Origin of the sequence: Catellatospora sp. NPDC049609 (assembly GCF_040675365.1) — a bacterium.
In the GTDB taxonomy this organism is placed as follows: domain Bacteria; phylum Actinomycetota; class Actinomycetes; order Mycobacteriales; family Micromonosporaceae; genus Catellatospora.
Genome location: NZ_JBFAOU010000157.1, coordinates 1 through 19202, shown reverse-complemented (window position 1 = coordinate 19202; position 19202 = coordinate 1). Strand labels below are relative to the sequence as shown.

17 protein-coding genes are annotated in these 19202 nt (G+C 73.7%); 6 read left to right on the top strand and 11 right to left on the bottom strand.

Annotated features, from left to right (window positions below):
* Nucleotides 1–138: 138 nt before the first annotated feature.
* The 3 genes from AB0J67_RS31130 to AB0J67_RS31120 form a co-directional block, all read right to left on the bottom strand.
* A complete protein-coding gene (locus AB0J67_RS31130) occupies nt 139–936 on the bottom strand; it encodes an alpha/beta hydrolase-fold protein (protein WP_363487530.1) in 798 nt (265 codons plus the stop codon).
* On the bottom strand, nt 936–1745 hold the full coding sequence (locus AB0J67_RS31125) for an ABC transporter permease (protein ID WP_363487528.1): 810 nt from the start codon (nt 1743–1745) through the stop codon (nt 936–938). The genes AB0J67_RS31130 and AB0J67_RS31125 overlap by 1 nt, the downstream gene beginning before the upstream one ends.
* Before the next feature lie 61 nt (nt 1746–1806).
* Nucleotides 1807–2670, bottom strand: a complete 864-nt coding sequence (locus AB0J67_RS31120; protein ID WP_363487526.1) for an ABC transporter ATP-binding protein — start codon at nt 2668–2670, stop codon at nt 1807–1809.
* A 117-nt stretch (nt 2671–2787) separates the two neighbouring features.
* Between AB0J67_RS31120 and AB0J67_RS31115 the strand changes: the two genes are divergently transcribed.
* Nucleotides 2788–4782, top strand: coding sequence for a protein meaA (locus AB0J67_RS31115; protein ID WP_363487524.1), 1995 nt, complete (start codon nt 2788–2790; stop codon nt 4780–4782).
* Between the two features lie 81 nt (nt 4783–4863).
* On the opposite strand, the gene AB0J67_RS31110 is transcribed toward AB0J67_RS31115, so the two are convergent.
* From AB0J67_RS31110 to AB0J67_RS31090, 5 genes are all read right to left on the bottom strand, one after another.
* Nucleotides 4864–5520, bottom strand: a complete 657-nt coding sequence (locus tag AB0J67_RS31110; RefSeq protein WP_363487522.1) for a hypothetical protein — start codon at nt 5518–5520, stop codon at nt 4864–4866.
* Entirely contained in the window at nt 5517–8240 is a 2724-nt protein-coding gene (locus AB0J67_RS31105; protein ID WP_363487520.1) for an FtsK/SpoIIIE domain-containing protein, read from the bottom strand. The genes AB0J67_RS31110 and AB0J67_RS31105 overlap by 4 nt, the downstream gene beginning before the upstream one ends.
* Entirely contained in the window at nt 8233–9240 is a 1008-nt protein-coding gene (locus AB0J67_RS31100) for a hypothetical protein (RefSeq protein ID WP_363487518.1), read from the bottom strand. The genes AB0J67_RS31105 and AB0J67_RS31100 overlap by 8 nt, the downstream gene beginning before the upstream one ends.
* Before the next feature lie 117 nt (nt 9241–9357).
* Entirely contained in the window at nt 9358–9618 is a 261-nt protein-coding gene (locus AB0J67_RS31095; protein ID WP_363487516.1) for a hypothetical protein, read from the bottom strand.
* Between the two features lie 89 nt (nt 9619–9707).
* Nucleotides 9708–10310 carry a DUF4126 domain-containing protein gene (locus AB0J67_RS31090; RefSeq protein ID WP_363487514.1) on the bottom strand — a complete coding sequence of 201 codons (603 nt, stop codon included), beginning with the start codon at nt 10308–10310 and terminating at the stop codon, nt 9708–9710.
* A gap of 72 nt (nt 10311–10382) precedes the next feature.
* Here AB0J67_RS31090 and nucS point away from each other — a divergent pair, with 72 nt between their 5' ends.
* On the top strand, nt 10383–11042 hold the full coding sequence (nucS, locus tag AB0J67_RS31085) for an endonuclease NucS (protein WP_363487512.1): 660 nt from the start codon (nt 10383–10385) through the stop codon (nt 11040–11042).
* 86 nt (nt 11043–11128) lie between these two features.
* Here nucS and AB0J67_RS31080 read toward each other — a convergent pair whose 3' ends face one another.
* The 3 genes from AB0J67_RS31080 to AB0J67_RS31070 all read right to left on the bottom strand — a co-directional run bounded on the left by AB0J67_RS31080 (nt 11129) and on the right by AB0J67_RS31070 (nt 14646).
* Nucleotides 11129–12625: an aldehyde dehydrogenase family protein gene (locus tag AB0J67_RS31080; RefSeq protein ID WP_363487510.1), complete on the bottom strand. Its 1497-nt coding sequence runs from the start codon at nt 12623–12625 to the stop codon at nt 11129–11131.
* Between the two features lie 41 nt (nt 12626–12666).
* Complete coding sequence (locus AB0J67_RS31075; RefSeq protein WP_363487508.1) at nt 12667–13353, bottom strand: SDR family NAD(P)-dependent oxidoreductase; 687 nt, start codon at nt 13351–13353, stop codon at nt 12667–12669.
* A gap of 216 nt (nt 13354–13569) precedes the next feature.
* On the bottom strand, nt 13570–14646 hold the full coding sequence (locus AB0J67_RS31070) for an RNA ligase (ATP) (RefSeq protein ID WP_363487506.1): 1077 nt from the start codon (nt 14644–14646) through the stop codon (nt 13570–13572).
* A gap of 163 nt (nt 14647–14809) precedes the next feature.
* Between AB0J67_RS31070 and AB0J67_RS31065 the strand changes: the two genes are divergently transcribed.
* The 4 genes from AB0J67_RS31065 to AB0J67_RS31050 all read left to right on the top strand — a co-directional run bounded on the left by AB0J67_RS31065 (nt 14810) and on the right by AB0J67_RS31050 (nt 18997).
* The gene (locus tag AB0J67_RS31065) at nt 14810–15697 is read left to right on the top strand and encodes an alpha/beta hydrolase (protein ID WP_363487504.1); all 888 of its coding nucleotides are present in this window, start codon (nt 14810–14812) and stop codon (nt 15695–15697) included.
* 188 nt (nt 15698–15885) lie between these two features.
* Nucleotides 15886–17670: a 3-hydroxybutyryl-CoA dehydrogenase gene (locus AB0J67_RS31060; RefSeq protein WP_363487532.1), complete on the top strand. Its 1785-nt coding sequence runs from the start codon at nt 15886–15888 to the stop codon at nt 17668–17670.
* A 125-nt stretch (nt 17671–17795) separates the two neighbouring features.
* Complete coding sequence (locus tag AB0J67_RS31055) at nt 17796–18119, top strand: hypothetical protein (protein WP_363487502.1); 324 nt, start codon at nt 17796–17798, stop codon at nt 18117–18119.
* Between the two features lie 32 nt (nt 18120–18151).
* Complete coding sequence (locus tag AB0J67_RS31050) at nt 18152–18997, top strand: alpha/beta hydrolase (RefSeq protein ID WP_363487500.1); 846 nt, start codon at nt 18152–18154, stop codon at nt 18995–18997.
* Nucleotides 18998–19202 lie beyond the last annotated feature (205 nt).

Here is a 19202-nt window from a genome sequence, read left to right as displayed (position 1 = left end):
GACATTGAGCACGTCCTCGCCGCCTTCCAGGACCGCGGTCAGGTAGTCGCCGGACAGGGCCGCAACGGCACCACGGTCGTCGCGGACCATCTGGATGACTCCGATCATGATTTTGTCATCCAGATAGGCCAACGTCTATTAAAGGCGCGGGGTGGAGAGGGCGCGGCCGAGGAAGTCGAAGGCGGCCGGGGTGACCGAGTTCCAGTACGTGCGGGTGTGGCCGCCCTCGGCGTACGCGGTGCGCGCGCCGGGGATGGTGCCGGCCAGCGCCTTCACGTCGTCGTAGAAGTCGTCCTGCGCGCCGCACCACAGGGCGACCGGCGTCCCGGCGAGCCCAGCCGCGCCGGCGAAGACGCGGTCGCCGCGGCTGACCGCGGGGGAGAACGCCGCCACCGCCCGGAACCGGCCCGGCTGGTGCTGGGCCAGCCGCAGCACGCCGTAGCCGCCCATGGACCAGCCCCACAGCGCGATGCGGGTGGTGTCGAAGCCCCGCTCGGCGCACCAGGCCGGCAGCTCCTCGTACGCCATGCGCTGCGGGTCGTCGGCGCCGGAGGGCTCCCAGCGCAGCCGCCCGCCGGTGGCCCCGGCCAGCACGAACGGCGGCACGCCGCGGCGTACGGCGTCGGTGAGGAAGCGGCCGAAGCCGAAGCCGGGGAAGTTCGCGGCGGTGGCCGAGGCGCCGTGCAGCACCAGGCAGACGGGCAGCCCGCGGCCGTCGCCGTGGCCGTCGGGCACGGCGGTGTAGAAGTCCACCGTGCGCCCGCGCGCGGCGGACTCGCGCTGCTCCAGCCGCTCGTCGCCGAGCGGCACGTCGGGGATCAGCCGGGCGGCGGTCTCCTGGTCGTCGGGGCGGCTGAACCAGTACGCGGCGCCGCCGAGCGCCGCGGCGCCGACGGTCACCCCCGCGGCGATGCCCAGCACCCGGCGGCGCTCCATCAGCCCTCCCGCTTGGTCGTCCAGCGGAAGCCGAGCAGGCACAGCACCAGGCCGCCGACGCACCAGGCGGCGAGGACCAGGGCCACCCGGCCGAGCTCGTACGAGCCGGCCACCTCCTGGGAGGCGAAGGACTCCGGCAGGAAGACGCTGCGCAGGCCCTGGCACATCCACTTGAGCGGGAACAGCGCCGCGAACTGCTGCATCCAGTGCGGCAGGTCCTTGTACTCGAAGAACACGCCCGAGGTGAACTGCAGGATCAGCGCGATCGGGGTGACCACGGCGGGCCCGGCCCGGCCGGTCTTGGCCACGCCGGAGAACGCGATGCCGCACAGGGTGCACGAGATCAGGCCGAGCACGCTGACCCAGGCGAAGGTGAACCACTTCTGCCCGGTGTCGGGCAGGTGGATGTCGTAGAAGGCGACCGCGACGGCCAGCAGCATCACGATGGAGATCAGCGCGAGCGCCGCCACGCACAGGATCTTGCCGGCGAAGAAGACCCACTTCGGCATCGGCGTGCCGCGGTAGCGCTTGAGCACGCCGCGGTCGCGCTCGATCGGGATGGTGATGGCCAGGTTCTGGAACCCGGTGGCCATGATGCCCGAGGCGATCATGCCGGTGACGAAGTACTGCGAGAGCGTGACCTGGGGGATCTCGCCGGGCGGGGTGATCACGATGTTCCCGAAGATCGACCCGAAGATGAACATCAGCACCACCGGGAACAGCAGCGTGAAGACCAGCGACTCCCGCGTCCGCACGAACTGCTTGAACTCGATGCCGCCCTGGGCCAGGGCGAGATTCAACCCGCTCACGCCTTCTCCTCGCTGCGCTCGTCGGCGGCCTGAGCCTGGCTGCGCCGCATGGTGGGCTCGCTCATGCCCGCTCCTCGCCGTTCTCGCCGATCATCTTCAGGTAGATGTCCTCCAGCGTGGGCCGGGTGACGGTCAGCTCCGGCACCTCGCCGCCGAACTCGGCGGCCAGCCGCTGCACCGTCTCGGTGGGGCGGTCGGTGTCCTCGGTGCGCGTGCCGGTCGCGTCGCGCCAGCTCACCGTGGCGGTGGCCAGGTGCCGCCCGCCCAGCTCGCCCGGGGTGGACACGGCGATCAGGGAGCCGTGCGCGATCACGCCGACCCGGTCGGCGAGCGCCTCCGCCTCGTCGAGGTAGTGCGTGGTGAGCAGGATGGTGGTGCCGGTGTGCGAGAGGGCGCGGATCAGGTCCCAGAACTCGCGCCGCGCGGCCGGGTCGAAGCCGGTCGTCGGCTCGTCCAGGAACAGCACCTCGGGCCGGCTGATGATGCCCAGCGCCACGTCGAGCCGGCGCTTCTGGCCACCGGAGAGCGTGTGCGTACGCGCGCCGGCCTTGTCGCCGAGGCCGACGCGGGCGATGACCTCGTCGGGGTCGGCCGGGTCAGGGTAGAAGCGCGCGAAGTGGCGGACCACCTCGGCCACCTTCAGCTCGTCGAACTCGCCGGTGCCCTGCAGCACGATGCCCACGCGGCGGCGCCAGTCCCGGTCGGCCTTCGCCGGATCGACGCCGAGCACCGTCACGTCGCCCGCGTCGCGCTGCCGGAACCCCTCCAGGATCTCGACCGTGGTGGTCTTGCCCGCCCCGTTCGGGCCGAGCAGGGCGAACACCTCGCCCCGGGGGACGGCCAGGTCGACGCCCGCGACGGCGACGTTGTCCCCATAGGACTTGCGCAGCCCGGAGACGCTGATGGCCAGCTCTTCGTCAGTCACACCGGCACCCTACGCGAGGCCCGCACGGGGCCCCTGCGGCCATGGACGGCGGTGACGCGTTCCCCAGTGACAATGTTCACCGGCACAAGTTACTGAACGTTCACTTAGCATCGGCGTATGGAGCAGCCTCGCCTCGCCGACCGGGATCGTCCCTGGGTCATGCGCACGTACGCCGGCCACTCGCACGCGGCGGCCACCAACGCGCTCTTCCGGCGGAACCTGGCCAAGGGCCAGACCGGCCTGTCCGTCGCGTTCGACCTGCCCACCCAGACCGGGTACGACCCCGACCACGAGCTCGCCGCGGGCGAGGTGGGCCGGGTGGGCGTGCCGGTGGCGCACCTGGGCGACGCGCGGGAGCTGTTCGACGGCATCGACCTGGCCGCCGCGAACACCAGCATGACCATCAACGCCACCGCGATGTGGCTGCTCGCGCTCTACGTCACCGTCGCCGCCGAGCAGGGCGCGTCGCCGGAGTCGCTGGCCGGCACCACGCAGAACGACATCATCAAGGAGTACCTGTCGCGCGGGACGTACATCTTCCCGCCCGGCCCGTCACTGCGGCTGACCACCGACGTGGTCGCGTGGACCGTCGCCAACGCGCCGGCCTGGAACCCGGTCAACATCTGCTCGTACCACCTGCAGGAGGCCGGGGCGACGCCGGTGCAGGAGGTCGGCTTCGCGCTGGCCACCGCGGTCGCGGTGCTGGACCGGGTGCGCGACGGCGGCCAGGTCGCGCCCGAGCGCATGGGCGACGTGGTGCAGCGTGTCTCCTTCTTCGTCAACTCCGGCGTGCGCTTCGTCGAGGAGACCGCCAAGATGCGGGCCTTCGGCCGGCTCTGGGACGAGATCACCCGCGACCGGTACGGCGTCACCGACGCCAAGCAGCGGCGGCTGCGCTACGGCGTGCAGGTCAACTCGCTGGGGCTGACCGAGTCGCAGCCGGAGAACAACATCGCCCGCATCGTGCTGGAGATGCTCGGCGTCACCCTGTCCCGCGACGCCCGCGCCCGCGCCGTGCAGCTGCCCGCCTGGAACGAGGCACTCGGCCTGCCCCGCCCGTGGGACCAGCAGTGGTCGCTGCGGCTGCAGCAGGTGCTGGCGTACGAGTCGGACCTGCTCGAATATCCCGACCTGTTCGCGGGGTCCCATGTGGTCGAGGCGCTGGTCGACGAGATCGCCGACGGGGCCCGCAGGCAGCTCGCCGAGGTGCTCGACCTGGGCGGCGCGGTCGCCGCGGTGGAGAGCGGGTTCCTCAAGAGCGCCCTGGTCGGCTCGCTGGCCGAGCGCCGCCGCCGGATCGAGTCGGGACAGGACGTCATCGTCGGCGTCAACCGGTACACCGAGACCGAGCCGTCACCGCTCACCGCGGCCGGGGCGCAGGCCATCGAGCAGGTCGACCCGGCGGTGGAGAAGGCCGCGATCGAGGCCGTGCAGCGCTGGCGGTCCGAGCGCGACGCCTCGGCCGCCGCCGACGCGCTGGACCGGCTGCGCGCCGACGCGGCCGGGGTCCGCAACCTGATGCCCGCCACGCTGGAGTGCGTGCGGGCCGGGGTCACCACCGGCGAGTGGGCGGGCGTGCTGCGCGAGGTCTTCGGCGAGTACCGCGCGCCCACCGGCCTGAGCAGCGGCGTCTCCGGCGGCGGCGACGGGTCGCTGGCCCGCGTCCGCGAGCGCGTGCACGCCACCGCCCGCGAGCTGGGCCGATCGGCGCTGCGCCTGCTCGTCGGCAAGCCGGGCCTCGACGGCCACTCCAACGGCGCCGAGCAGATCGCCGTACGCGCCCGCGACGCCGGGTTCGAGGTCGTCTACCAGGGCATCCGGCTGACCCCGGCCCAGATCGTGGCCGCCGCGGCGCAGGAGGACGTGGACCTGGTCGGCCTGTCCGTGCTGTCCGGCTCGCACCTCAACGCCGTCCCGGCGGTGCTGCGCGGCCTGGCCGAAGCGGGCCTGTCCGACGTGCCGGTCGTGGTCGGCGGCATCATCCCGGACCAGGACGCCGAGGTGCTGCGCGAGGCCGGGGTGGCCCGCGTCTTCACCCCCAAGGACTTCGCCCTCACCGACATCATGGACGAGCTCGTCACCGTCGTCCGCCAGTCCCGCACCCTCCCCTGAGGCCCGAGATCGTCCGACTTGCCAGGCACATGGGCGTACGCGCGCTCAAGATACGCACAGGTGCCAGGCAAGTCAGGTGATCTAGGCGAGGGTGAGGGCGGCGGTGGAGAGCATGCCGGCGAGGATGATCAGGCCGATGGCGCCGGGGTCGAGTCGCGCGCCGAAGAGGTGGTCGGCCAGCTCGCGGGCGGGGAGCAGGCCGGACAGCGGGGCGCCGAGCAGGGCCAGCCAGCCGGCCAGCAGGCCGAACGGGCCGTGGCCCTGCAGGAACACCGCGATCAGGGCCACCACCGCGGCGCAGGCGGCGCCGAGCGCGAACAGCAGCGGCAGGATCAGCGGCGGCAGCTTCTCGCCGCCGTGCCGGGCCCGGTCGATGCGGGCGGCGGCGGCCTCCAGCAGCGCGATCGGGTCGGGGGACGGCGCCGGCGGCTGGTCGGGCAGCGGCACCGGGCCGGGCACGGGGCCCAGGCGGCGGCCGCGGCGGCCGCGTACCTGCTTCAGCTCGTCCCACAGCGCGCCCGCCGCGAGGTCGGTCTGCGCCACCAGCCGCTGGGCGTGGGCGGCCCGCGCCGTCGCGGCGATCACCGCGTCGTCGGCCGAGAGCAGGTCGTGCTCGATGGTGGCGACGCCGTCGGCATGGGACTGGCCCGCCGCGGTGAGCGCGGTCTCGTGCCGCCGCGACGCGGTGACCAGGTCGGCCACGAGCGCCCGGTAGCGGGTCGCGGGCGTAGCGGTCACGGCGCCACCTCGTACGGGATGATGATCTGCGCGCGGTGCTGGACGGCGCGGTCGAAGTGCAGGGCCCGGCCGACGCGCGGATGCCAGGCCGGTCCGCCCGGCTGCGGGTAGAGCGCGGACAGCTCGGGGCCGTGCACGTCGAGCGCCACCCACGCGCCGATGGCGTCGAAGCGGGCCCCCGGGCCGCCGAGATCGTCGCGCAGCCTGGCCACCGTGCGCCACCAGCACAGCAGGTGGGTACGCCGTTCCGGCCCCCGGGCCAGCACGGTGCGCAGCAGCTCGTGGCCGCTGGGCTGCCCCGGGCCCGGCTTGGCGGCCAGCCGCCCGGCGACGGCGTCCAGGGCGAAGCCGAACACGTAGTGCACCTGCTCACGCGCGGCGGGAGGCGCCCCGTCGCGGCACTCCTGGGCGAGCTCGGCCAGCAGGCCGGTCACGCTGTCGGCGTCGTACCACTCGGTGCGGTGGCGGGCGCTCAGGGCGCTGTGCAGGGACTTGGCCGCGGTGGCGGCGTCGGAGTCCAGGCACAGCACGCTGAACCGGGCCGAGCCGGGCGCGTGCTGGCTGCCCAGCGCGTGGCCCGCCGCGAGCAGCACCGCGCAGGCCTCGTCGACGCGGGTGCCGAGCACGGCGAGGTTGCGGCCCGGAGCGCGGTTCAGCCGGAGCGTGGCCGGGCGGCCGGTGACGTCGATGGTCTCGCCGAGCAGCGCCACCGCGCCGACCGAGGCGGGCAGCTCCGGCGCGGGCGGCGGCGGGAGCAGCGGAAACAGGGGCCGGGCGTCGCCGTCGAACAGCCGCGGCGGCTCGCTGCCCTCCGGCCGGGCCGCCCACAGCTGCTCCTGCAGGCCGAGCCAGGTCGCGCGGTCGCCCGCGTCGGGCAGCCGCACGATGGTGTTGGCCGACGGCACGCCGGAGTCGGCGTTGACCACGGCGTGGCAGCGCGGGATGAGCTCGGCGGCGAGGTTCACGTCGGACAGGATCCGGCGCGCCTTGGGCAGCGCGATGCGCAGCGTGAACTGCGAGACCAGGCCGGAGCGGCCCCAGAGCGCCTCGATGCCGGACACGTCCTGGCTGGCCAGCACCAGGTGGATGCCCTGCGAGCGGCCCCGGCGGGCCAGGTCCTCCAGCAGGTCGACCGCCTCGTTGGTGACCGCGTCGCGGGCGCCGAGCAGCACCTGGAACTCGTCGATCACGGCGACCACGCGCGGCCAGCTCCCGGTCGGGTCCTCGGCGCGCAGCTCGGACAGCTTGGTCGCCTCGTGCTGCTTGGCCGCGGCGGCCCGGCGCTTGAGCTCCTCGGCCAGGTGGCGCAGCAGCGCCAGGCCGAACTCCCGGTCGCTGTTGACGTTCACGCCGACCAGGCGCACCTGCGGCAGCCAGCTCGGGTCGCGGGTGCCCGGGGCGAACCGGGCGAACGACACGCCCTCCTTGAAGTCGAGCAGGTGCAGCGACAGCTCGTCGGGGGAGTAGCGGGTGGCCAGCGCCGCCAGCCAGCAGTAGAGCAGGTTCGTCTTGCCGGAGCCGGACGGGCCGCCGATGAGCGCGTGCGGCGGGTCGTCGCCGAGCACCAGCTCGACCAGCCGCCCGTCGGTGCCCTCGCCGATCGGCGCGCGCAGCGCCTCGGCCGAGGACTGCCGCCAGATCTCGTCGGGCAGCAGCGCCGCGAACGGCACCGGCGGCGGCCCGGCGGTGGCCTGCTCGGCCAGCGCCCGGCAGACGCCGGTGAGCAGGGTCTGCGCCGGGCCCGCGTCGAGCTTCACCGGGATCTCGCCGGTGAGGCTGGTCCGGGCGGCGCCGTCGGCCCGTACGGTGATCGTCTCGATGCCGTCGCCGGTCAGCTCGATGCCGCGGCTGATCAGGTGTACGCCCGCCGCGACGCCGGTCCGGGCGACCCGGTCCAGCTGGGCGCGCTCGGCCCGGGTCAGCTCGGCGCCGTTCGGGTCGGCCAGCAGCACCGCCACCCGCCACGGCTCGGGCCGGCGGCCGGTCTCCGCGGCCAGCTCGGCCACGCTCAGGTAGACGCCGCCGAGCACGTTCTCGTTGATGCGGCGGATCTGCTCGGCGAGGTCGTCGAGCAGCGGGGCGAGCCCACCCGGCCCGAGGTAGGAGATCAGCCCGGCCGGGGCCAGCGGGGCGAGCCCGGCCAGCGCACCGCCGAGCTGGCCCGGGTCGTACACGCTGATCCGCATCGCGCCCGGCGGCACGCTGGCCAGCGCGCGCAGCAGCAGCGCCCCGATGAGCCCGTCGGCGGCGCTGGGGGCGTCGCCGGACACGCTCAGGTGCGCCGTGTCCAGCAGCGGGACCAGCGCGGGGACGGTGCGTCCGGCCGGGTGGGCCAGGGTGCCGATGCGCAGCAGCCCGGGGGCGAGCCCGGCCTGCTGGTCGGGCTTCGTGCCGGGTCGCCACTGCGCCCACGGGCTGCCCGCGGTGCCCGGCGCGGCCGCCTCGGCCAGCCCGGACAGGGCGGACGTGAGCTTCGCGCCCTCCCGCTCCCAGCGCGCCCGCGCCTCGGCGAGCGCGGCGTCGCGTGCCGCGTCCAGCGCGGCGCGGCGCTTGGGCGCCGAACGGCGTACCGCGTCGAGCTGGGTCACCGCGGCGACCCGGGCGGCGGCGGTGGCCGCCTGCATGGCGCGCGCGGCATGCCGCGCCGCGGCGAGTTCCCTGCGTACCGCCGCGACGATCCCTCGGCTGGTCGGCGGGGTCGCGGCCGCCTGCTCAGCCACCGCTGCGACGGCGGGCCGCGGGCCGCGGCACCCGGCCCAGCTCGTCGACGGCGGAACGGCGGCGGCCGCTGTCGGTGATGCGCAGCGCGGCCCGGTTGACCTCGGCGCGCTCGGTGGCCCGCTGCTGGGCGGCCCCGGCCGCGGCCTGCTCGGCCGCGACGACCCCGTCCAGCTCGTCGGCCGTGCGGCCGTTGGCCCGCAGCAGCGCCGCGACCAGCAGCGCGGCGGCGGTGGCGGAGTCGACCGGGTGCACCGGGCCCCGGTCGGCGGTGCGCTGGGGGCGGGTGTGGCAGATCCGCGCCACGATCTCCCCGGCCGCGTCGGGGGGCAGCTGCGGCAGCAGCTCCGCGGGCAGCGGCAGGGCGGCCCGGCGTACCCGCGCCAGGTCCTCCAGCCGCGGCGGGTAGCCGACCAGGTCCATGGCGAGCTGCCGCAGCAGCGGCGGGGCGATGGCCGACAGGCCGAGCCCGACGGCGGGGCCGGCGGCGGCGAGGTGGCGGTGCAGCCGGCGGCGGTCGCCGTCGTGGGCCGCCTGGACGCAGCGGCGCAGCAGCTCGACGCTGGACTGCGCGGCGTCGGCGCGGTCGGCGGTCAGCGTGCCGGCGGAGAACTCCTCACCGGTCACCAGGGCGACGCGCTCGCCCCACCAGTCGGCCAGGCGGCAGTCGGAGGAGCCGGTGGCCTCGCCGCGCACCGGCTGGGCCGGGACGGCGTGCCAGGCCTCGTCGGGGCGCCCGTGGGCGTCCACCGGCATGCCCAGCGCGAGCGCGTACTCGTCCAGCCGGTCCTGGGCCACGCGCAGCGCGGCGGCGGCGTGGTCGAGCCGCTCGACGGCCCGGCTGAGGTCGGGCACGCTCACCGGCGTGGTGCTGTGGTGCAGCACCCAGGCCAGCAGGCCGGTGGCGGTGCGCAGCCGCTCGGCGGCGGCGGAGACCTGCGGCAGCGGCAGCTCCTCGCGGGCCACCCGCAGCTGGTCGGCGAGGTCCTGGACGAGGCTCATGCCTGCTCCCCGCTACGCTCGGCGGCGGCCGGAGCCGGCCCGAGCCCGCTGATTCGCGCGCCGCGCCCGCTCGGGCGAGCCGCGGCCTTCCTGATGTCCGGCTGGCTCATGACGGGCTCACAACGTCGCGACATAGTTCTCGGCCTGCTCGACCGCGTGCAGCGTCGCGGTGAGGCACTCCTCGAGCTCCGAGGCGGCCTGGGCGAGTGCGGCCTGTGCGGCGGTCACGGCCTCGTGCCCGGATCCCTCGACCGCGGTGGCAAGGCTGAGCTGCGCCTCGCCCAGCCGGTCGTTGGCGGAACGGACCGCGTCCTGGCCTTCCTGCACATGCAGCATGGCGGCATCGATGGCGGCTTTGACCTCGGCGACGCTGGCCACGGCACCTCCACGGGGGATCGTCGGACTACCTCCGCGAAGTATGACGTTTTCGCCCGTTTACACACCTTTCGCCACGCCTGCGCACGATGCTACTTTTCCGAGAGCGCACCGGCCACCCGGCGCCGGCGCCGCCGCCTCGCCATCGCGAACATCCACCAGACCAGGGCGAACAGGCAGAGCACCACCAGCGCCGGGACGACGATGGCCACCACGGACAGGCCGGTGCTGGCCCCGTCCTCGACCGTCGACACCACCGGCGCGGCCATGCCGACCGTGGCCACGTTCAGCACCGGGCGGGCGGTGGCCTTGGCGCCGTGCACGGTCAGCGCGATCAGCAACCCGATCACGATCGGTATCCACAGCTTCTCGGTCCACAGCGCCGACGGGTCGGTGACCGTCACCGTCTCCGAGCCCGACCCCGCGGCGAACGCCATGCCGCCCGCGGTCGGCCGGACCACGGTCTGCACGATGTCGTTGACGCTGTCCACCGCCGGCACCTTGTCCGCCACGAACTCGATCGCCAGCAGCACGGCGAGGATCATCAGCACCCAGCCGTTGCCCAGCCACGCCCACGCCGAGGGCAGATTGATCAGGTTCGTGTACCGGTCCAGCAGGCCGATCACCAGCAGCGGGATGTAGGCGTTGAGCCCCGCCGCGGTGGCCAGACCGGTGCCGGTCAGAAGTTCGAGCACGCCCCCAGCATGCCCCGTACGCGCCAGGGTATGCGAGCGCCACCTCACGAACGCGTCCCTTAGGCTGGTTCGGTGCGTCTCGTCATCGCCCGGTGCACCGTCGATTACGTCGGCCGGCTCTCCTCCCACCTCCCGTCCGCCAAGCGCCTGCTCATCGTCAAGGCGGACGGCTCGGTCTCGATCCACGCCGACGACCGGGCGTACAAGCCGCTCAACTGGATGAGCCCGCCCTGCCGCCTGGAGGAGTCCCCCGGCGTCTGGCGCGTGGTCAACAAGGCCGGCGAGGAGCTGCGCATCCAGCTCGAAGAGGTCTTCGAGGACTCCTCGCACGTGTTCGGCCCCGACCCCGGCCTGCAGAAGGACGGCGTCGAAGCCCACCTACAGGAGCTGCTGGCCGCCGCCCCGCACACCTTCGGCGAGGGCTTCAGCCTGGTCCGCCGCGAGTACATGACCGCCATCGGCCCGGTGGACCTGCTCTGCCGCGACGCCGCCGGCGCCCACGTCGCCGTCGAGATCAAACGTCGCGGCGAGATCGACGGCGTCGAGCAGCTCACCAGATACCTGGAGCTCCTCAACCGCGACCCGCTGCTGACCCCCGTCGCCGGCATCTTCGCCGCCCAGGAGATCAAACCCCAGGCCCGCGTCCTGGCCGAGGACCGGGGAATCCGCTGCGTCGTAGTCGACTACGACCGCCTCCGCGGCACCAAGAAAGACGAACTGACCCTCTTCTGACCCGCCGATCTTGCGCGAACTGTGGGGACGACACGCTCCAAAGGGACGAACCCCTAACACTTCGCGCAAGATCGACGGGATCTTGGTCAGCGATTGCGGCCGTGGAGCAGTTTGACCACGGAGAGGGCGAGCTTCACGCCCGAGGGTTTGCGCTCGAAGGTGAGCAGGGCGGGGACGCTGGGCAGGCGGCGGCGGGCGATGGCCTTGGCGCGGGTGAACTCGCGCAGGCCGTCGGCGCCGTGGATGCGGCCGAAGCCGGACGCGCCGACGCCGCCGAAGGGCAGCGTGGGCAGCACCGCGAAGGAGAAGGCCGAGTTCACCGCGGTCATGCCGGTACGCAGCCGGCGCGCGATCGCCATCCCCTGGCGCTTGGAGAACACCGCCGAGCCGAGGCCGTACGCGGTGTCGTTGGCGAGCGCGATCGCCTCGTCCACACCGGCGACCTTGGTGACGGTGATGGTCGGGCCGAACGTCTCCTCGCGCACCGCCGCCGAGCTCTCCGGCACGTCGATCAGGACGGTGGGCTTGACGTACGCCCCGCGCACCGAGTCCGGGCCGCCGACCAGGGCGCGGCCGCCGCTGCTCAGCGCGTCGTCGATGTGCCGGGCGATGATGTCGCGCTGGCCGGGCATGGTGATCGGGCCGACCTGCTCGCCGAGGGCGAGCCGCTCGGTGCGGGCGACCAGCTTCTCCAGGAACGCGTCGTAGACCCGCTCGTGCACGTACGCCCGCTCGATGCCGACGCAGGCCTGGCCCGCGTTGAAGTTGGCGCCCCACGCCGCGGCCTCGGCCGCCGCGTCCAGGTCGGCGTCGTCGGCCACGATCAGGGCGTCCTTGCCGCCGCACTCGATCAGCACCGGCGTCAGCGTCTCGGCGCAGGCCGCCATCACCTTCGCGCCGGTGCGGCCCGAGCCGGTGAAGGCCAGCTTGTCCACGCCGGAACGGCACAGCGCCGCGCCGACCTCGCCGGTGCCGTGCACGATCTGCAGCACCGGGTGCTCCGGCACCACCTCGGCGAAGGCGTCCACGTAGAACTGGCCGATCGCGGGGGTGTACTCGCTCGGCTTGAAGACCACCGCGTTGCCCGCGGCCAGCGCGTACGCGATCGACCCGAACGGGGTGAAGATCGGGAAGTTCCAGGGGCCGATCACGCCGATCACGCCGTACGGCTGGTACTCCAGGTGCGCCGCGTACTCCGGCTGCAGCAGGGAGCCGCGCACCCGGCGCGGGCCGAGCACCTTGCGGGCGTGCTTGGCGGCCCAGGCGGCGTGGTCGACCGAGACCACGACCTCCAGCAGCGCCTCGTCGACCGGCTTGCCGCCCTCGCGGTGCATCAGCTCGGCCAGCTCGTGGATCCGGTTGACCAGCAGGCTGCGCCAGCGCAGCAGCCGCCGCCGGCGCTCCCGCCAGCCCAGCTCCGCCCACCAGGCCGAGGCGGCCCGCGCCCGCTCGACGGCGGCCTTCACGTCCGCGGCGGAGGCGACGGGCAGGCGCGCCACCTCGTCGCCGGTGGCGGGGTTCGTCGAGATCAGCTCGCCGCCTTCGACGACGCTGGCGCCGGGCGGCAGGGAAGTGGTGGTCACGGCCGCAGTCTAGGCCTACTCGTGAGTAATCCGAAACATCTTCAGGGCCGGATGTGCTCGGCGATCAGGCGCGCGGCGACCGCGGCCGGGTCGGGCAGCTCGTCGTTCTCGTACAGGTCGAGGAAGCGCTGCCGCCCCGCGAAGTCGGCCGCCCGGATGGTCTCCTGCATGCCGGTGTCCATCACGCCCGGGTTGACCACCTCGACCCGCACCCGCGGATCGTCCTCATACTGCTTGGCCAGGTGGGCGAAGAACTCCTCGGCGCCCCGCTTGGTGGCCGAGTACGCCGCCCAGCCGTCGATGACCCGGTGCGCAGCGCCGGACGAGACGAACATGACCAGCACCCGCCCGACGGTCGGCGGCAGCCCCGCCAGCAGCGAGTTGGTCAGCAGCATGGGCGCGGTCAGGTTCACCGCGACGGCGGTGGACAGGTCGTCCACCGACAGGTCGCCGATCGGGCCGATCGGGTCCACCACGGCGGCGTTGTGGATCAGGATGACCTCGTCCGCCTCGGCGAGCAGCTCGCCCAGCTCGGTGGCGTGCGGCAGCCCGGCCGGCTCGGCCAGGTCGCAGTGCACCAGCACCAGCCGGGGCCCGGCGGCGATGCGCTGCGCGTCGCTGAAGCTGCGCCCGAGCGCGACCACCGTGGTGTCCGGATCGGCCTCGAACTGGTTGACCAGCGCCTCGCCCAGCCCGCGGGACACCCCGGTGATCACGACATATCGCACGATCACCAGGCTAGTGCGTCTACCGCGCCGGCAGCCCGACCGGGCCGAAACGGCGGTCGCGGGCGGCGTGACAACTTCTGGGTTGTCCTGACAACCCAGAAGTTGTCACCTCGCGCAGCCGCACCGGCGCCGGCCCACGGGCGCGCCGACGCACCGCCGTGCTCCGGCCGTGCCGTGCTGTGCCACAGCGCGACCGGAGTGCTGCCGGTGCGCCGGTCACTCGAACTCGGTGCCGCCCCGGCGGGTGAGGTAGGCGGGGGAGACCAGCTTGCCGACGGCGCGCCCGGCGGTCACCTCGCTGTAGCGCTCCACGGCGGGGCGGACCACCAGGCCCTCACGCAGGTTCGCGCCGGTGCCCGACACCGTCTCCACGCCCTCGGCCAGCGCGGTCAGCGCCGCCTCGTCGTACGCGCCGCGGAACAGCACCGGGACCAGCGGCACCCCGTGCTCCTCTGCGAGCGGCGCGTACTCGTCCAGCGCCAGCCAGCGCACGCCGTCCCCGTCGTCGACGGCGACGTCGAAGGCCGCGTAGCCCGGTCGCACCCCCGCGTTCACGCCGTAGGGCAGGTCCTGCACGCCGCGGCCGTACACCTCGCCGAACACGCCGACCCGGCTCGCGCCGCACGCCTGTGCCACCGCCGCCGCGAAGGCCGGCAGGTCGTAGGCCCTGATCGCGCGCCAGTAGAGGTTGTGCGGCGCCTCCTTGATGGCCAGGCGCTGCTTGCCGAAGCCCTTCGAGGACGCGTACACCTCGCCGGTGGCGGCGAGCAGCGTCATCAGCGTGGCCGAGCCGTGGATCTTCTCGGTGGCGATCACCTGCTCACCCGGGGTGAACAGGTGCGGGTAGCGGCGGATGTTCTCCACCTCCAGCCACGGCAGCAGGTCGGGGGCGGGCATGATGTCGCCGGCCAGGTGCACCGGCACCGGCGGGACCCACTTCACGACGCCGAGCAGCTCGGCGAAGTCGGTCCCGGCGGCCGCCGCCGCGGTCAGGTCGACGTCGGCCAGCGCCTTCGGGCGGCAGACGATGCCCTGGGAGAGCTCGCCGCGCAGGCGTACCGCGGTGATGCGGTCCTTGCCCGCGCCGGCGAGCCGGCCGGTGAGACCCAGCTCGGCGATGAGCGGCTCCGGGAGCACGGAGCCTTCGGGCAGGTAGACGGCGTGGTCGCCGGTGCGGTACGCGCCCTTGGCGACCACCGCGCGCAGCCGCCCGACCTCGGCGAGCTCGAGCGCGTCGGCGTTGGGGTGCGGGTGGATCACCAGCCGTTCCGCGGTGACCTTGAGAGTCGACATGCGGAGTATGGTCCCGATCCCGGTGCCCGCGGGGCAACGCGATTACCGGGCAGCGCGATTATGTGGGTCGCGGCCACTGTCCCGGCCCGCGTGGTGTGGCAGCATCCGCGGGGTCGGCGGGCGGCCGCCGGCGGGTGTCGAGGTGGGCAGCGGGAGGGCGGGTATGAGCGCGGAGATCGCGTACCGGAGGGATGGCGTGCCCGTGCGCGGCGGTGAGCTGCGGGTCGGTGTGTGGGGCGAGCGCGGGCCGCTGGTCGTCGCGGTGCACGGCATCACCTCGTCGCACGTCGCGTGGACGCTGGTGGCGCAGGAGCTGGGCCGCGACCACCGCGTCGTCGCGGTCGACCTGCGCGGTCGCGGCGGCAGCCGGGACCTGCCCACCCCGTACGGCATGGCCGCGCACGCCGCCGACATCGCCGCGGTGATCCGGGCGTACGCCGCCGGCCCGGTGGTGCTGGCCGGGCACTCCATGGGCGGCTTCGTCGCCGCCGAGACCGCGCGCCGGCATCCGGAGCTGGTCGAGCGCCTGATCCTGGTCGACGGCGGCGCGCCGCTGCCGCTGCCGCCGGGCGTCGACGCGTCGGCCGGGCCCGAGGTGCTGGAGAAGGCGATCGCGGACACCGTCGGCGCGGTGTTCTCCCGGCTGGAGGTGACGTTCCCGAGTCGCGCCGAGCACGCGGCGCTGTGGCGGGCGCACCCGTCCTTCGACCCGTGGCCGGAGGCCGGGGACGCGTACATCGCGTACGACCTGGTGGGGCAGGAGCCGCAGCTGCGGGCCGCGTGCCGGATGGAGGCGGCGGTGCGCGACGGCCAGGAGCTCTACGCGCTGCCGGGCATGGCCCCACGGGCGCTGCCCCGGCCGGCGGTGTTCCTGCGCGCGCCACGCGGCATGTTCAACCAGCCCGACGCGCCCCTCTACGCTCCCGGCCGCGCGGCGCAGTGGCTGCCGGGCACGGTCGAGGCCGACGTGCCCGACGTGAACCACTACACGATCATGCTGGGCCGCCGGGGCGCGCAGGCGGTGGCGGCGGCCGTACGCGGTCACGCGTAGCGCCGGCCGACGACCGCCACCGGGGCGGCTCGGAGCAGCTATGTTACTACGGAGTAGCATCGGCTGGCGACCGTCACCCATGCCAGGTCCGAGTGGCTATGTTCACTGTGACCACCCGGTGTGGGATCGCGGTGCCCGTGGCAGACTCCCGAAGAACTGGCGATCGTTCGGGAGATGGGATGAGCACTGTGGCTCGCGAGATCAAAACGGTCGGTGTGGTCGGCCTCGGCACCATGGGTGCCGGCATCGTCGAGGTGTTCGCCCGCAGCGGCCTGGACGTGGTGGCCGTCGAGGTCAACGAGACCGCGCTGGAGCGCGGCCGGGCCAACCTGACCGGCTCCACCGATCGTGCCGTGGCCAAGGGCAAGCTGTCCGAGCAGGACCGCGACGCGCTGCTCGCCCGGATCGAGTTCCACGTGGGCCTGGCTGCGCTGCACAGCGTCGACATCGTGATCGAGGCCGTGCCCGAGCGCCTGGACCTCAAGCGGGCCGTCTTCGCCGAGCTGGACCAGATCTGCCCGCCGCACACCATCTTCGCGACCAACACCAGCTCGCTGTCGGTCACCGAGATCTCCGTCGCCACGCAGCGCCCCAACCGGACGATCGGCATCCACTTCTTCAACCCCGCGACGGTGATGACGCTGGTCGAGGTCATCCACACCGTGGTGACCGCGCCGGACGTGGTCGCCGACGTGGAGGCGCTGTGCGCCCGGCTCGGCAAGGTCGACGTCACCATCAGCGACCGGGCGGGCTTCATCACCAACGCGCTGCTGTTCGGCTACCTCAACCACGCCGTGACGATGTTCGAGGGCCGCTACGCCACCCGCGAGGACATCGACGCGGCCATGAAGCAGGGCTGCGGCCTGCCCATGGGCCCGCTGGCGCTGATGGACCTGATCGGCCTGGACACGGCGTACGAGGTGCTCGACACCATGTACCGCCGCGGCGGCCGCGACCGGCGTCACGCCCCCGCGCCGCTGCTCAAGCAGATGGTCACCGCGGGCCTGCACGGCCGCAAGTCCGGCCGCGGCTTCTACACCTACGAGAAGCCGGGCTCGCCCGTGGTCGTCGCCGACGAGTTCACCCCGGCCGCCGGCCGGGGCACCGGGGCGGCCCGGCCGGTCAAGACGGTCGGCGTGGTCGGCTCCGGCACCATGGCCACCGGCATCATCGAGGTCTTCGCCAAGGCCGGCTACGAGGTGCTGAGCGTCACGCGCGGTGCGGAGAAGTCCGCCAAGGCCTGCGAGAAGATCAAGACCTCGCTCAACAAGGGCGTGGTCCGCGGCAAGCTGACCGAGGCCGAGCGCGACGCCGCCATCGGCCGGATCGTGTGGTCCACCAACCTCGACCACCTGTCCGAGGTCGACCTGGTCGTCGAGGCCGTGGTGGAGGAGCTGTCGGTCAAGAAGGCCCTGTTCGCGAGCCTCGACGAGATCTGCAAGCCCGGCACCGTGCTGGCCACCACCACCTCCAGCCTGCCGGTGGTCGAGTGCGCCATGGCCACGCAGCGCCCCGCCGACGTCGTCGGCCTGCACTTCTTCAACCCCGCCCCGGTGATGCCGCTGGTCGAGGTGGTCAGCACCATCCGCACCAGCGCCGCCACCCTGGACACCGCCAACGCGGTGGTGGCCGGGCTGGGCAAGACCGCCGTGGGCTGCGCCGACCGGGCCGGCTTCATCGTCAACGCGCTGCTCTTCCCGTACCTGAACGACGCGGTGAAGATGCTGGAGGCCAGCTACGCCACCGCCGACGACATCGACGCCGCCATGAAGCTCGGCTGCGGCTACCCCATGGGCCCGTTCGAGCTGCTCGACGTCGTCGGCCTCGACGTCTCCCTCGCCATCCAGCGCGAGCTCTACCTCGAACTCCGCGAGCCCGGCTTCGCCCCCGCCCCCCTCCTGGAGCACCTGGTCACCGCCGGCTACCTCGGCCGTAAAACCGGCCGCGGCTTCCGCGACCACACCCACCGCTGACCCGCCCCGTCCCTCCCGCGCCGATCTTGCGCGGACTGTGGGTGTGACACGCCCAAATAGGGCGTATCCCTAACAGTTCGCGCAAGATCGTTGGCATCGGGGGGACACATCGTAGTGTTGAGGACATGAGTCCGCGTCGGAACCACAGAGATCGCCCGGAGCGCGATCTCGACGAAACCATGTCCCGGCGCGGGATCGAGTACGTGCGCGACGATCCGGACGGCGAGTTCACGGTCCGGCATCTGAGCGGCGAGACCTCGGACAAGACGTACCGGTGCCCGGGGTGCCACCAGGAGATCCGGCCCGGCGTGCCGCACGTGGTGGCATGGCCGTCGCAGGGCTGGGGCGACGCCGGTGACCGCCGGCACTGGCACACCAACTGCTGGCGCGGCCGCCACCAGCGCAAACCCAACATCGAGCGGTCCCGCAACGCGCCCCGCTACGGCTGAGCACGCAAGGCCCGCAGCGGGGCGGGCTCCGCATGACCGGGTGTGACGACGGCGACGTGGCGGGGTTCCGGGGGCGGTCGCGCGGGCAGACTGTAGGCGTGACCGCGATCCGTGCCAACTCGATCCTGCCCGCCCGCCGCGAGGAGATCGAACTGCATACCGCCGACGGGTTGACGCTGGTCGGGGAGCTGGCGCTCCCGGCCGACCGGGACCCGATCGCCACCCTGATCTGCCTGCACCCGCTGCCGACGCACGGCGGCATGATGGACAGCCACGTCTACCGCAAGGCGGCCTGGCGGCTGCCCGCGCTGGCCGGGCTCGCGGTGCTGCGCTTCAACAGCCGCGGCACCAGCAGCGTGCGCGGCACCAGCGAGGGCGCGTTCGACAACGCGGTGGGGGAGCGGTTCGACGTCGCCGCCGCCATCGAGTACGCCGAGTTCCACGAGCTGCCGAACCGGTGGCTGGTCGGCTGGTCCTTCGGCACCGACCTGGCGCTCAAGTACGGCTGCGACCCGGCGATCGCCGGCGCGATCCTGCTGTCCCCGCCGCTGCGCTTCAGCAAGCCCGAGGATCTGGCGGTATGGGCCGAGGCCGGCCGCCCGGTGATCGCGCTGGTGCCCGAGCACGACGACTACCTGCGCCCGGCCGAGGCCAAGGAGCGGTTCGCCGCGATCCCGCACGCCGAGGTGGTCGGCGTGCCCGGCGCGAAGCACCTGTGGGTCGGCGACGCCGAGACGGTGCTCGACGAGATCGTCCGGCGGGTCGCCCCCGAGGTCCCCGTCCCCCTCCCCAAGGACTGGCCCGGCCCCATGGAGTATGGCGACGCCAGCGCGTACGCCGACCGCACCGTCGCCGCCTTCGCCGACAAGCCGCGCTGACCCGCCGGAGCGGAATGCGCGCCGGACGGCGACCGCACCAGACAGTGACCGCACCATCGCGGTCCTCACCGAAGCCGGGTGACCCGGGAGAGCGGATGCGCGCGGACGGCGACCGCACCGTCGTGGTCGCCGCCGAAGCCGAGCGTGACCCGCCGCGCAGGACATGACGTCCGCGGGGCGACAACTTCTGTGATGACGAGTCATC

What these genes read in the sequence shown, in the direction of transcription:
- AB0J67_RS31130 (WP_363487530.1), bottom strand. Translation starts at nt 936, where the DNA reads ATGGAGCGCCGCCGGGTGCTGGGCATCGCCGCGGGGGTGACCGTCGGC.
- AB0J67_RS31070 (WP_363487506.1), bottom strand. Translation starts at nt 14,646, where the DNA reads ATGTCGACTCTCAAGGTCACCGCGGAACGGCTGGTGATCCACCCGCAC.
- AB0J67_RS31065 (WP_363487504.1), top strand. Translation starts at nt 14,810, where the DNA reads ATGAGCGCGGAGATCGCGTACCGGAGGGATGGCGTGCCCGTGCGCGGC.
- AB0J67_RS31115 (WP_363487524.1), top strand. Translation starts at nt 2,788, where the DNA reads ATGGAGCAGCCTCGCCTCGCCGACCGGGATCGTCCCTGGGTCATGCGC.
- AB0J67_RS31050 (WP_363487500.1), top strand. Translation starts at nt 18,152, where the DNA reads ATGACCGGGTGTGACGACGGCGACGTGGCGGGGTTCCGGGGGCGGTCG.
- AB0J67_RS31055 (WP_363487502.1), top strand. Translation starts at nt 17,796, where the DNA reads ATGAGTCCGCGTCGGAACCACAGAGATCGCCCGGAGCGCGATCTCGAC.
- AB0J67_RS31100 (WP_363487518.1), bottom strand. Translation starts at nt 9,240, where the DNA reads ATGAGCCTCGTCCAGGACCTCGCCGACCAGCTGCGGGTGGCCCGCGAG.